The organism is Pantoea sp. ANP04 (assembly GCF_041982285.1).
GTDB lineage: Bacteria > Pseudomonadota > Gammaproteobacteria > Enterobacterales > Enterobacteriaceae > Pantoea > Pantoea eucalypti.
Map to the genome: position 1 here is coordinate 249,773 of NZ_JAUTYS010000002.1, position 12,660 is coordinate 262,432.

The following is a 12,660-nucleotide window of genomic DNA, read 5'->3' on the forward strand; positions in this document are numbered from 1 at the left end:
AGCAAGATTGACCTGCTCCCCGTTGATAGATATACGCATCTGGCACAAAGCGGACAAGCTAACTGAGCTGAGGTCCGCTATGAGCGAGAATCGGACATTGCAGATATCGCGATGTATAAATCTTTGGAAAGCAGGTCACAGATCCATGTTCTCATGACCCCACAAAGCGTTACTCCCGGATAATTAGCAAATTGTATTAAAATGGGTGCTTATGAGGGAGGGTTTTTATCTGCTGCCTCACCACGTATGACCATCCAGATCCCGACAGAAGAAACCGCCATACCGAAAGCCATCTGCCAGGAAAGGGGCTCATTGAACATAGCCCATGCCCAAATCATAGTGACAGGTGGACTGAGGTAAAGCACGGTGGTAACACGGGTTGCTGAGCTCCGGCGTAGACAAATCCAGTAGAGACCGTAGCCACCAAAAGTTGGCAGAGTCGCCGTCCATAAGACGCTGAGCGTGAATCCCAATGTGGGGATAGGCGCCAGGCCACCGTTAATGCCTCCAATTACAGCAAAGGCAATTACCGCGACGAAACACTGGAGCCAGAGATTGGGCAAGAGATCCATTGACTGTGAATCATTACTGCGTTTCTGCCAAAGCGTTGCCACTGCAAGCGACAGCATACCCGCCACCGGCAAACCATAAGCCCAGAGTGGGGCGTTGCCAAAATTGAGCACATTATGGGTCACCCATATCACGCCGAGCAGTCCTATGAGCAGCCCAAGCCAGACCTGGGTGGCTAACCGTTCCCCCAAAAATGCTGTCGCCACCAGCGTCATTCCCAACGGAAGCAGATCAGCACACAGGGCTGCGAGTCCCGCCGGGACACCCAATGCAATCCCCTGGGTCACACCGATCATATATCCGACCATGGCCAGCAGGCCAATTCCGGCATTTATCATTAGCACTCTGGGAGGTGTTTTTAACAGGGGTCGGTACACGAAGGGTAAGAGGAGCAGCGTTAACAAAACATAGCGCCAGAACACGACCAGTAATGCCGGGGCATAATTAATTGAAAAGCGTGCGCCGATAAAACCTGAACTCCAGGAAAACAGTAAGGCAACCTCAAGCAGGGGCAAAGGAATGGTATAAAGCCAGTTAAGGCTTAACGACTTTTTTCTTTGAAATTGATTTATTTTGCTCATTCCAAAAAGGTAATAGATGGGTGTAATCTGGTAAATCAAAATGATATGTACAACTGGTTTAAAGAAGGTAAACATTGACCACAACGCTTTCTATCGAGCTACTTCGCACTTTTCATGCTGTCGTACGAACAGGAAAATTCAGCGCTGCAGCTAAACTCCTCCATAAGAGTCCTGCGGCAGTGAGCATTCACATTCAGCGTCTGGAGGTCGTTGCAGGTGGGCAGTTACTACAACGCGATAATCAGTCCGTAATGCTGACTGCACTAGGGAAAAAGCTTCTGCGCTCAACAGCAGAGCTCCTGCGCTCGCACGATCAGATACTGGCTGACCTTCATGGGGCGAATCTCACCGGGCGAATCATCCTTGGCATGCCTGATGAGTATGCTGCTCAGGTTATCCGGGAGATACTTCCTCCATTTAGTGCGGCGTGGCCGAACGTTGTAATGGAGTTGAAAATGGGGCCCAGTAACGAGCTTGAAGAGTGGATAGATCGAGGAAAACTGGATGCGGCAGTGGTCGTCCAGCCTAAAGAAAAAACCAGTCCCAATGCGCAGTTGTTAATGTCAACCACGCCCGTCTGGGTAGGTCCTCTGAACAATACTGTGGCGCTTGAAACCCCCTTGCCTCTGGCTGTCTACGCAGCGCCATGTATTTATCGTAAGGCTATTACCGCCTCGCTCAAAGCTTCAGGTCGACGTTCGCGCATCGTGCTGGAGAGCCATTCAAGTAAGGCGGTCCAGGCATGTGTCGAAGCAGGACTGGCCGTAAGTTTAATGGATCGGGGAAAGGTATCAGGCCACATGGTTATTCTTGAGAATATGCCTACTATTCCTGACCATAATATCGTGTTCATACGAAGCGCCCAATCATATGGGGACGAAGCTGTAGATCTGCTTTCAAAAGCGCTTCATCAATCATTCCGGCTTTAAATGGCTAATAACATGATGCAATCAGATGTTCTTATCTCATCATTACTGTGTGAAAGATTTCCTTGTAAAAAGCACTCCTGTTTCTTTTCTCCAGTTATCGATTAGTCTTTGGCAAATATCGCTGATATGTCCCTGTAACATAAAAATGCTCTGTTATGTTGGATTTTATACATAAGTAATGTCCGCTCCTGAAATAAGGCTGCAGTTGCAGCCCTCGCAAGTCAGACTTTAATTGACGCAGATACCTCCAGAACATCAATTTCCGCAGGCTGCATCAGAAACTTTCAGCAACGGTCCCTGCCATCATCATTAATCGTCCGCCGGTCCGAGCCATGACATAACCTGTCAGCGGCGAAACCAGCCCCATGACCAGCATGGCAACGGTAAGGCCAGAGAAAGTCACCACCGGAGACCAGCCCGTCTCTGCCATGATGGCGGTTCCGAAAACGCCGGGCATGTAGAACGTAATTCCCCAGTTGATAAGCTGTGCCATACCAACGCAGAAAATATTGCGCCCGGTCAGATGTCCGTCTGTCATCAATTGCTCTCCGCAGGCGTGGCGTCGCCCTGTCCGAGCGTGCGCTGCAGAATGACCGTATCGAGCCAGCGCCCATGCTTAAATCCTACCGACCGGAGTGTGCCGGTGATGCTGAAGCCTGCGGCACTATGCAGAGCAAGAGAGCCCCTGTTTTCGCTATTTCCCACCACGGCTACGAGCTGGCGAAAGCCACGGGCTTCTGCCCAGGCTATCGCATGGGATAACAACATTTTACCGGTGCCTCGTCCCTGATAATTGACATCCATATAGACGGAATCTTCCAGGGTAAAACGGTAGGCGCGACGTTCCCTGTAAAAGGAGAGGTAGCAATACCCCCGGACCTGTCCGTCCTCAACCGCCACAAACCAGGGCAGTCCTGCTGAACGCACCTTTTCCAGTCGGGCTGCTATTTCAGCTGCATCCGGCGGTTCGGTTTCAAAAGTAGCGGTGCCCTGTAATACGTGGTAAGCATAAATCTGCTGGATAGCAGGAATATGTTTTTTATCTGCTTCTGTTATTTCCATCGGTAAGGCTCTTTTTCTTCTGAGAAACAAAGACTAACCCGGGTAAATAATTTCAGTCAGACTGCGGGACTTATCAGCGGTATAAGGAAAACTTTGACATGGCAAACCTGAACCTGGATCACCTTACGACTTTCAGGATGGTCATCAGCCGGGGCAGTTTCTCTGGCGCAGCAGACGCTCTCGGACTCTCACAACCTGCTGTCAGCCTGCAGATAAGACAGCTGGAGCAGACACTCCAGGTCCGCCTGATTGAGCGAACCAGCCGGGGAATAAGACCCACTCCAGCGGGGCTGACTTTTTCTGAGCACTGTATAAAAATTGATTCAGTAATCAATACAGCCATTGAGTCAGTGTCTCTGCACTCAGACGACATAACCGGCACCGTTACTGTCGGCATGGGGGCAACGGCCTGTATTCATCTTCTGCCTCCCGTACTGCAGCAGCTGCGACAGGCACATCCTCTGCTAAAAGTAGACGTCCGCACGGGCAATACTTCCGATATTGTCCGGAGCGTGGAGGAGAATCGTATAGGTATTGGGCTTGTAACACTTCCAGCTAACGGCAAATGCCTGAGAGTAAGCCCGCTGGGCACTGATGAGTTTGTTGTGATCATGGAAAAGGATGCACCAGATCAGAGCGTGAAACCGCTGTCTCCCGATGCCCTTTTGTCACTGCCGCTGATTGTTTTTGAACCTGGGAGCGGGACACGCGCCTTGATCGACGAATGGTTTCATAATGCCGGGCTAACTGTCAGCCCCATGATGGAGCTTGGCAGTATTGAGGCCATTAAAAAGATGGTACGTTCCGGTCTGGGCTACAGCATCGTTCCCCGTATGTCTGTTGCAAATATTGATGAAAGGCAGGGTCTGAGTCTTTACTCTGTGACGCCCTCGCTTCATCGAACTCTGGGGACAGTAATGCGAGAGGATCGGATTGTCAGCAGGGGCATGAGTGTCATACTGAAAAGACTACAGGCTGGTTTTGCAAAAGATGAAATCAGCTAAGTATTTCCGGATAAAGTTGTCTGGCAGCGGCGGCTGGTTTGCTCCAGACAATATCCCTGCAGCTTAAGCCACCGGTGGCCTCTTCCGGCACACCGCGGCGGTCAGAATAGATCTCCCGCCACCTTAAGCTCTCCGGCATACCGGGACGTTGGCCTGATTACGCTAACTGGCAGACAGCTTAACTTCGCCGAACCGCCAGAAGCGGCGTTTCGGGTCTTATGGCCTGGGTCTGTTAGAAAGTAAGTAGTGACATTCGATATGTAACGAAGAATGGCGTTTGCATCACGTGCGGGAACAATGTCGGTTAAGGGCTAAATGCAGTCTTTTGCTAATTACTCAGTAACAGAGTTGGTATGCTTTGGCTTTCCTCTAAATGAAACTCTCACAGCGGGACGGATATCATGAAGCAGGTCAGAATCTATACACTCAAAGACAGACAGTCAGCAGAAATTTATTTTCACAGACACTGGCCCCGACACATGGTCTCTCTTCCGGCCTTTGGTATATATGTCAATCATGTTTATCTGGGGAAAGAATGTCAGGTCATTGCAACAGTGACGTATCAGGAAGGGGCCGAAATAGAAGCCTTAAATCAGAAATATATGACCAGCAAGGAGTTCATGTCTGACATGGACGGCTTTGATATGTCTTCAATCCTTCGCGTGGATGAAATCAGCATTAAAGAATCGCTTTTCTGACTTCGTAACGTTCTGAACCAGCACGAGTGTTCCGGTCTCAGTCATTTAAATTAATACGCAGCCACCAACCAGCCCTTAAGGCGTGGCTCAGATACAAAGCATTTTACCGGTCCGCTTACGGTATCAAGCGGACTGACGTCAGGCTAAGGTCTGCTATTAACGATGATCAGGCATCACCGATGTAAGGGCCTTACCTGTCGGTAACACGTTTATACAAAAATCTGGCGACCCGGCCTGGAATGCGTCCAGCCACGCTTGCCCCAGTCTTGTGCGTTTCTCAATCTTATCCCACTGGCGTGAAGTGATGTCAGCCATACGCTTTTGAGTGGCGTTAGCCTTTCCATTACCCGAAGCGTTATATTGCGCAATGCAAGTTCAGTATCAAGGTTGGAAAACGCTTTCAAGTCAGTTGAGATAACATTATTTTGAGATACCCACATACCGACCTCTCCTGTTGGTTCAAAGCCATCTACTGGCAATTCATATCTGTAAATTTTCCCGCTTTGAAAACGTGATAGCCATGCATGTTCAATACAAGCAATCGCCGTGGCCTGGGAGTCACTGCCCATCCATTTTTCAATGTCCACTCTGTTTGTGTCAGGTCGTGGCCAGTAAATGATACGTGGGCACTCACGAGGGAAAAGATAAAGTAATTCATGCGCTTCATCCGTAGCCCATATCAGTGAGCCGTTTAACCACTCCTGCCCGGCAGGTCGATCAACATGAACCCTTAACTGGCGAGGTTTAAATATAGTAATATCAGAATTATCACTGAAATGAAAAAGACGCATTAAGACTCCGTTTAAAATGAATCGAGCACGCCAAACTACTAATATTGAATAAATAAAGTTTCGTCTTTATGAATGATTTCTTAAATTAATTTTTCAGGCATGCAGATATTGATCATCTTTGAAACTGGATGTGTGAAGCGTCCATTTCTGGCACATAACTGCTGATGCATAATGAGGTTTGTAATAAAAATGCCCCTCTGTACATAAAGTCACCCTGGATGGGGGCTGGTCAGATGAGAATGAGAAGCACGTCAGGAGATTGTCATGTAAAAATTTCAAGGAGTCAGGAGAGACGATTATAGTTATCCGAGACGAGGAAAAACATGAGTTAGCCTCATGACGATCAGGCAATTCTGCCCTTTAAAAGATAACTACTCATGTTTGTAATCCGTCATTGAAGACAGCCGTCTGAAGTGTTCTCTCAGGATATCTGTTAACTCAAAAATACACTCGAGATGTGTGCTGCCCTCAACAATTCGCCTGGTTAAATGCGGATTGCCGCAGCTCCTGAAAAACTCATCCATTCTGCTTACATCAAACAGTTCGTCATGCTCAGCAAGCATGATTGTTAGTGGAATCGAAATCGCTTTGAGTTGCCTTGCTGGATTACGAGGGGTAAGGGCATTAGCCATATTAACGCTATAAGTCTGAACGAAGTCCGGCCTCGAATTGAGCACCTCACAGGGAAATTTAAGCCTTACTCCCGTAGAATGACCACAAAGAAAACCTCCACTCATTGCATTGATTATGAAGCTCCAACGGTTTATCGATGCAAAGGTAATGGAAGAATCCCGGTTCAGATTCGGGGGTGAAAAAGGGCCTAACGCTGGGGCTAGCAAAATCAGGCTTTCAACTTTCCGCGATAGAGAATATTGCGTAAAGTAGTTGATCAGCATGCCACCGCCACTGGAATGACCAAGCAAATGAACCCTGGCATCATTAAAAGAAACGCGAGCATAATCGATGACTTCATCAACATCCTGCCAGATTTGCTCAGGGCTTGAAGCATCCCCTCGGATCCCAGTTGAGCGACCGTGCCCACGGAGATCAATGAGATAAACATAGACGGATAGAGCGGAGCTCAACTGTCTTGCAAGAATGTCGTAACCAGCATCAGAGTTTACACCACCACCGTGATATACGATGAGAACCTCATCCACGATCGTTTTTGGCTCATATTCCCTTATATATAATCCATTGAGTTGCCTTTCGATGACTTTAGCAGGAGGAAGTAACTGAGCATTGAGCTGTTCAAAGCGCTCAATAAAACGGGCGAAATCAATCACGTTTGAATTCCTTATTAACAAGATTCACTGCCTGTGAAGTTCTAACATCAAGCATGCACATTGTACTGTATGTGAGGGAAAGCTTTTATCATAAGCGTTCTTTGACGCTCCCCTACTGAGCCTCATGGAGCATTTCTGCGGACTGACGTCAGGCTGACGTCTGCGAGGAGCGAGCATTGTTTATACGTATGCCTTAGAATCAGAGGCTCGGCTACATTACGTGCATAATTGATATGCTATCGGAACAGGCAAATCACGGAAAAACTCATGGACAACACTTCGCTGGTTACACTCTTAAAATTTAAACGCTGGATTGATGCTGAAACGCTAAAGGTGATTAAAGGCATCAGTGAATCTGCCTATGCAGAAAAGCGTCATCTGATGCTTAGACTGATGAACCATATTTATGTGGTTGATATGATCTTTAGAGCAAATATTTCGGGGCATAAGCATGGCTACACTGCCCTCAACACCCCTGAAACACCCTCAGCAGATGAACTTGAAGTTAAAATGAACGACTGTATAAACTGGTATATCCAGCGCGTAAGTTCGATGTCTCCTGCCGATTTAAAAGAAACAATTAAGTTCAGCTTTGTCGATGGTAGTGAAGGAGAAATGACTGCTGCAGATATGATAAATCACATGCTCTTTCATGGTTCTTACCATCGCGGGGCGGTGGGCTGGTTAATTTCTGAGTGCAAGGGTACTCCGCCAAAAGATGTGCTGACAGTTTTCCTGAGAGATCATAATCACTGACAGATATTTTCTTCAGCTCTTTAACGATCTGGCGATTTCGATGGCCGCTTTGGCAGGAAGCCAGCCTTAATAACAATAATTTTTGGGTAAAGACGTTAGAAACAATGCTTAGAGTTTTCTCAACATTATGGCGGAATTGCCAGCATACAATCTGTTCAACAGCACAGACTTTATACCCACACTGCCTGTGCGAATCGCCGTCCCACAGCAAATGTTGATTATTAGATCGTTGATCTGGTACTCACATAACGTCTTCGCTGAGACCGGAGATCCAAACTGAGCGGGAAGCGGACATCACCAAATTTTTGTGTTACTTGTGTGCGTATTCATTTCAGCCAGCAACCAGCGCTCAAAACTGTTTAGAGCTGGCTCACTTATATGCGTGTCCGTGGGTTTTATTAAACAGAATCTTTTGCTCAGGCTATCTGATGCAGGCCACGGTGAAACAAGTGTGCCGCAACTTAATTCATTCTCAATATACATACGAGGAACTAATGCGACTCCCTGCCCCGCCATTACGGCCGCGATGGCCATTTCATGCAGATCGTACCGCGCCCCCTGCGCCGGGTTATCAAGCTCTATTCCACTCTCCTGCGCATAGCGATGCCATGCATCAGGATTCTGCCGCCGATGAATGCGCGGAAGTTTATTTAATTGCTGATTGACGTCATCATCAGTTAACAAAGCAGGATGGCAGACAGGCAGCAGATTTTCCTGAAAAAGAAATTGCACACGCATACCTGCCCACGCGGAATGCTCAAAATGAATCACCGCATCATAACCACTTCCAGGCAAAATAAAAGGATCCGTTCTGGCGGCAATATTTAACGTTATTGCCGGAAACAATGCGTTGAAGCTGTTCAAACGGGGAATAAGCCAGCGGCTGGCAAAGGTCGGCAGGACGGCGATATCAAGGCTTTGACTGCCTTGTGGCAGGCCCAATATGTATTGCGTATCTCTTTCAAGGCGCTCAAGGATTTCACGCACGTGATGCGCGTAGCGCGCGCCGACCGGATTAAGTTTTACCCGGCTTCCCACACGGTCAAACAGTTTACAGTTCAGCAACGCTTCCAGGCGCGCAATCTGACGGCTAATCGCCCCTTCTGTTAAGGATAACTCTTCTGACGCCCGGGCAAAGTTTCCGTGTCGCGCTGCAGCATCAAAAGCCTGAAGCGACGCACTACTGGGTATTTTTCTGCGCATATAAAAGCTCTTTGCTCTTGCCTTTAGTGACTAAATATCACTGACACATGACATATTATCGATTTTAAGCGATTAAACCAGCTTGTAGCATGATGAAAAATCATTGAGCAAACCTGTTTGCTTGCGTTGATAACTCATGTGGAGATGGGCTGATGTTCTATACCGTAGAGTGTTCATATAACGATGCTGAAAGCGAGGCTGACTGGAATGCGTTTTACAGCCAACAAAAGTTACCCGCATTAATCTCTGTTACTGGCTTTACTACCTCTCAACGTTTTCGTGCTCTCAAATCTGGCTGCCCTGCTTATCTTGCTATTCACACCGTCAATGATGCGGAGGTGCTCAGCAGTGAGGAGTACCGTTTAAAAGGAGGCGGTAATTTCTCCCGCTGGCAGGCCTTCATTACTGACTGGCATCGTAACCTGTATGCCGGCGAAGGCCTGATCCCAGGGCTCTCTGCCGATGAGATTCTGCTTATCAGCACTAAGACAATTGACGTCCTGGAGACCGAGCTGGGCTATCACGGACTTGAAATGGATGCGGTGGCGCTGGATAAATCACCTTTACATCGCGTTATCTATGCCCTGCCTTATGAAATTGCTTCGCCCTTCATGGATATGCCCGGAGTGTACCTCTACGAGTCCCTTATTCCGCAATTGCAGAGCACTGAAAAAGGGATGCGATAACATCATGCCTAATCTGACTTTTTATTTTTCTGAAAACCACGCTGACCGGTTCAAAAATCTCTGCGATTTTACCGACGCATGCAGCGCCCTCTGCTGTGACATCCTCGGCGCAGACCGCGAAAATGTGCATATCATTTTTATTGTTGTAAAACCGGGCTGTGGGCAGCCGGTGTACGCCGAGCTCTTTTATCGGCTGACAACATTGAGAACCCCTGAAGTGATGGAGAATTTTATGCGAGAACTGGATGTTGTCACCCAACACACCTCTGGTCTGACGGCCCGAATACGCTGCTTTGGCTCACAAGCAGAACACCTTTTCGCCCGCAACTGACCCCGAGGTCGTGATGATCAATCCTTTTCCGTTCCGCCAGGTTGGCGATTTTCAGATAACCGCGCTAAGTGACGGCACGATAAATGCCAGTCTGGAGCTGCTATCAGGTATTGAAAACGCTGATGCGGACGCTATTCAGTACCGTGCCGGAATCGATAAACCCGGTGATATCCATATTAACTGTTACCTTATTCGCGGCCGTGGACGGGTGATGCTGGTTGATGCTGGCCCCGGCGCGCCGGGACACCTTATGGCAAATCTTGCTGCATTGGGCGTCCGCCCTGATGACGTGGATACCGTTTTATTAACGCACTGCCATCCGGATCATATTGGAGGCCTGCTCGATGCTGAAAAAGAGCCGGTTTTTAAATGCGCTGAAATTATTCTGCACCCTCTCGAAGCGCAGTACTGGCGGGATGATAAAAAACGCGAAATGGCGAATGAGCGCGGGCAGCGTAATTTTTTGCTGGTACGGCAAACCTTAAATGTTTATGCCCCAAACATCCGCTTTTTCAACGGTGGGAAAATAGCCGAAGAGATTCTTCCAGTATTTTTACCAGGCCACACGCCTGGGCATACCGGTTTTCGCATCGATTCCGGGAATGAGAGATTATTAATATGGGGTGATATTGTCCACTACCCGCATATTCAGTCAGCACAACCGGCTGTTTCAATTTTATTCGACGTCGATCCTGCTCAGGCCGGGGAGACACGTAAAAAAATAATGGAACAAGCGGTCAGCGAGAAACTGCTCATTGCAGGCATGCATTTAAATCAGGCAGGATTTGCCCGTGTTCACAGGGATGGGAGTACATACCGCATCTTCTATTCCGATGAATAAGCAGATATGCCTGAGGAGCACACCCATGTTTGAGACCGTTCAATATCATCAATGTCCGCTTCTGGCACAGGGTAGGTCGCCCCCAAAAGTTTCTCCAAAATAAAAAGTGACCTTATTCACATAAAGTCACTTCAGATAGATTTTAGCCTGATGAGAACGGGAAGCCTGCACTCAAATCAGTGCCTTACTCCTTTCTTCGTGGTCAGCATCTTACCCAGCCCGGCCGCCTTCGCGAAGTGTAAGACGTGCCAGCTGCCGGGATTTTCGCCCCGCTACCACCATCGCCACAACAAACACCAGCGCAAACAACACAACGATGGTTGGCGCTGGGGCGCTGTCGATAAAGAACGAGAGGTAAACCCCACTCAGCGACACCAACACCGAAACCACGACCGCCACCAGTAACGCATGCGAAAAACGACGGGTGAGAAGCACCGCAATAGCGCCAGGTGCTATCAGCAGAGAAATTGACAGGATAATCCCCACCGCTTTCAGCGTCGCCACTATGGTCAATGAAACCATGCAGAGCAGCCCGTAATGCAGCCAGCGCGCCGGTAAGCCAGAGACCTGAGCCTGCTGCGGATCGAAGCTGAACAACATGAAGTCACGCCACTTCACCGCAATCACCATTACGATGACCGCTGCGATAACAAATGTCTGAAAAATATCCGCGCCAGTAATGCCCAGCATGTCCCCAAACAGAATGTGATCGAGATGCACTTCAGGTTTCACGGCGATATACAGGATTAGCCCCACAGCGAACATGCCAGAGAAGACGATGCCCAGCACCGTATCCTGTTTGATACGGCTGTTGTCCTGCAAAAAACCGCTGGCGACAGCGCAGAAGAGACCCGCGACGAACGCGCCCACCCCCAGCGGCAGCCCCACCATCCAGGCGAGCACAATGCCGGGAAACACCGCATGGCTCATGGCATCGCCCATCAACGCCCAGCCTTTCAGCACCAGAAATACTGACAGCAACGAACAGGGGATGGCTACCACCAGCGCGATGAGTAACGCACTGTTCATAAAAGCGAACTGGAAAGGTTCTAAAATCCACATCAGCCAGGCTCCTCATCAGGTTGCTGGCAGCTGCGACGCCGGTTAGCCAGCAAGCCATGTTTCGGCGCAAACACAAACGCCAGCAGGAACAGCAACGTCTGCGCCACCACAATGATGCCGCCCGTTGCGCCATCTAAGTAGTAACTCACCCAGGCACCGAGGAAACTGGTGATGCTGCCAATCGCGACGGCAATCATCAGCAGACGCGGAAAGCGATCGGTGAGCAGCCACGCCGTTGCGCCCGGTGTTACCACCAGACAGATCACCAGGAACGCGCCGACCGTTTGCAGCGCCGCCACGGTTGAGACTGCCAGCAGCGTAAAAAACAGAACTTTCAGGCGTTCAGGCCGTAATCCGATGGCGCGTGCGTGATTTTCATCAAAAAAGGTGACCATCAGGTCTTTCCACTTAAACAGCAGTATGATGATCGACAGTCCGCCAATCAGCGCCAGCTGAAGGATATCCGCGGGCGCAATCGCCAGAATATTGCCCAGCACAATTGTCTGAATGTTCACGGCTGTCGGATTGAGCGACACCATAAACAGCCCGAGACCAAAGAATGAAGAGAAGATGAGACCGATGATCGCATCTTCTTTTAATCGGGTGCGCTGATTAAGCAGCAGCATGCTGCCCGCCGCCAGACCACCTGAGAGAAATGCCCCCAGCGCAAACGGCAGCCCCAGCATGTAAGCGCCTGCAACACCCGGCACGATAGAGTGAGAAAGGGCATCACCAATCAGCGACCAGCCTTTCAGCATGAGGTAGCAGGAGAGAAATGCGCAGAGTCCGCCAACCATAGCGGAGACCCACATCGCGTTGAGCATGTAGTGATAGCCAAAAGGCTCCAGTAGCAGTTCCAT

General features: G+C 49.1%; 15 protein-coding genes. 7 read left to right on the top strand and 8 right to left on the bottom strand.

Annotated features, from left to right (window positions below; genetic code table 11):
• Positions 1-209 precede the first annotated feature (209 nt).
• Entirely contained in the window at positions 210-1,226 is a 1,017-nt protein-coding gene (locus tag Q7C21_RS03590) for a DMT family transporter (protein WP_375150402.1), read from the bottom strand.
• Here Q7C21_RS03590 and Q7C21_RS03595 point away from each other — a divergent pair.
• Positions 1,226-2,080, top strand: a complete 855-nt coding sequence (locus Q7C21_RS03595; RefSeq protein ID WP_003854313.1) for a LysR family transcriptional regulator — start codon at positions 1,226-1,228, stop codon at positions 2,078-2,080. The genes Q7C21_RS03590 and Q7C21_RS03595 overlap by 1 nt on opposite strands.
• 274 nt (positions 2,081-2,354) lie before the next feature.
• On the opposite strand, the gene Q7C21_RS03600 is transcribed toward Q7C21_RS03595, so the two are convergent.
• Positions 2,355-2,618, bottom strand: a complete 264-nt coding sequence (locus Q7C21_RS03600) for a hypothetical protein (protein WP_008924505.1) — start codon at positions 2,616-2,618, stop codon at positions 2,355-2,357.
• Positions 2,618-3,142 carry a GNAT family N-acetyltransferase gene (locus tag Q7C21_RS03605; RefSeq protein ID WP_110411883.1) on the bottom strand — a complete coding sequence of 175 codons (525 nt, stop codon included), beginning with the start codon at positions 3,140-3,142 and terminating at the stop codon, positions 2,618-2,620. Before Q7C21_RS03605 ends, Q7C21_RS03600 begins: the two co-directional genes overlap by 1 nt.
• Before the next feature lie 98 nt (positions 3,143-3,240).
• On the opposite strand from Q7C21_RS03605, the gene Q7C21_RS03610 reads away from it, so the two are divergent.
• Both Q7C21_RS03610 and Q7C21_RS03615 read left to right on the top strand, forming a co-directional pair.
• The gene (locus Q7C21_RS03610) at positions 3,241-4,146 is read left to right on the top strand and encodes a LysR family transcriptional regulator (RefSeq protein ID WP_375150403.1); all 906 of its coding nucleotides are present in this window, start codon (positions 3,241-3,243) and stop codon (positions 4,144-4,146) included.
• A gap of 401 nt (positions 4,147-4,547) precedes the next feature.
• Positions 4,548-4,844 carry a hypothetical protein gene (locus Q7C21_RS03615; RefSeq protein WP_008924502.1) on the top strand — a complete coding sequence of 99 codons (297 nt, stop codon included), beginning with the start codon at positions 4,548-4,550 and terminating at the stop codon, positions 4,842-4,844.
• Between the two features lie 209 nt (positions 4,845-5,053).
• On the opposite strand, the gene Q7C21_RS03620 is transcribed toward Q7C21_RS03615, so the two are convergent.
• Positions 5,054-5,635 carry a DUF6886 family protein gene (locus Q7C21_RS03620; RefSeq protein ID WP_375150404.1) on the bottom strand — a complete coding sequence of 194 codons (582 nt, stop codon included), beginning with the start codon at positions 5,633-5,635 and terminating at the stop codon, positions 5,054-5,056.
• Between the two features lie 371 nt (positions 5,636-6,006).
• The gene (locus Q7C21_RS03625) at positions 6,007-6,921 is read right to left on the bottom strand and encodes an alpha/beta hydrolase (RefSeq protein WP_375150405.1); all 915 of its coding nucleotides are present in this window, start codon (positions 6,919-6,921) and stop codon (positions 6,007-6,009) included.
• 267 nt (positions 6,922-7,188) lie between these two features.
• Between Q7C21_RS03625 and Q7C21_RS03630 the strand changes: the two genes are divergently transcribed.
• Positions 7,189-7,677, top strand: coding sequence for a DinB family protein (locus Q7C21_RS03630; protein WP_003854327.1), 489 nt, complete (start codon positions 7,189-7,191; stop codon positions 7,675-7,677).
• Positions 7,678-7,971: 294 nt separating this feature from the next.
• Here the strand turns inward: Q7C21_RS03630 and Q7C21_RS03635 are convergent, their stop codons facing one another.
• On the bottom strand, positions 7,972-8,880 hold the full coding sequence (locus tag Q7C21_RS03635) for a LysR substrate-binding domain-containing protein (RefSeq protein WP_003854328.1): 909 nt from the start codon (positions 8,878-8,880) through the stop codon (positions 7,972-7,974).
• A gap of 152 nt (positions 8,881-9,032) precedes the next feature.
• On the opposite strand from Q7C21_RS03635, the gene Q7C21_RS03640 reads away from it, so the two are divergent.
• Genes Q7C21_RS03640 through Q7C21_RS03650 form a run of 3 tightly spaced genes read left to right on the top strand, consistent with a single transcriptional unit; the run spans position 9,033 to position 10,738 of the window.
• Complete coding sequence (locus tag Q7C21_RS03640) at positions 9,033-9,566, top strand: hypothetical protein (RefSeq protein WP_003854331.1); 534 nt, start codon at positions 9,033-9,035, stop codon at positions 9,564-9,566.
• A gap of 4 nt (positions 9,567-9,570) precedes the next feature.
• Positions 9,571-9,897: a hypothetical protein gene (locus Q7C21_RS03645; protein WP_039661712.1), complete on the top strand. Its 327-nt coding sequence runs from the start codon at positions 9,571-9,573 to the stop codon at positions 9,895-9,897.
• 13 nt (positions 9,898-9,910) lie between these two features.
• Positions 9,911-10,738, top strand: a complete 828-nt coding sequence (locus Q7C21_RS03650) for an MBL fold metallo-hydrolase (protein ID WP_039661714.1) — start codon at positions 9,911-9,913, stop codon at positions 10,736-10,738.
• Between the two features lie 210 nt (positions 10,739-10,948).
• On the opposite strand, the gene Q7C21_RS03655 is transcribed toward Q7C21_RS03650, so the two are convergent.
• A complete protein-coding gene (locus Q7C21_RS03655; protein WP_003854336.1) occupies positions 10,949-11,800 on the bottom strand; it encodes a metal ABC transporter permease in 852 nt (283 codons plus the stop codon).
• Complete coding sequence (gene sitC / locus Q7C21_RS03660; RefSeq protein ID WP_008924495.1) at positions 11,800-12,660, bottom strand: iron/manganese ABC transporter permease subunit SitC; 861 nt, start codon at positions 12,658-12,660, stop codon at positions 11,800-11,802. Before sitC ends, Q7C21_RS03655 begins: the two co-directional genes overlap by 1 nt.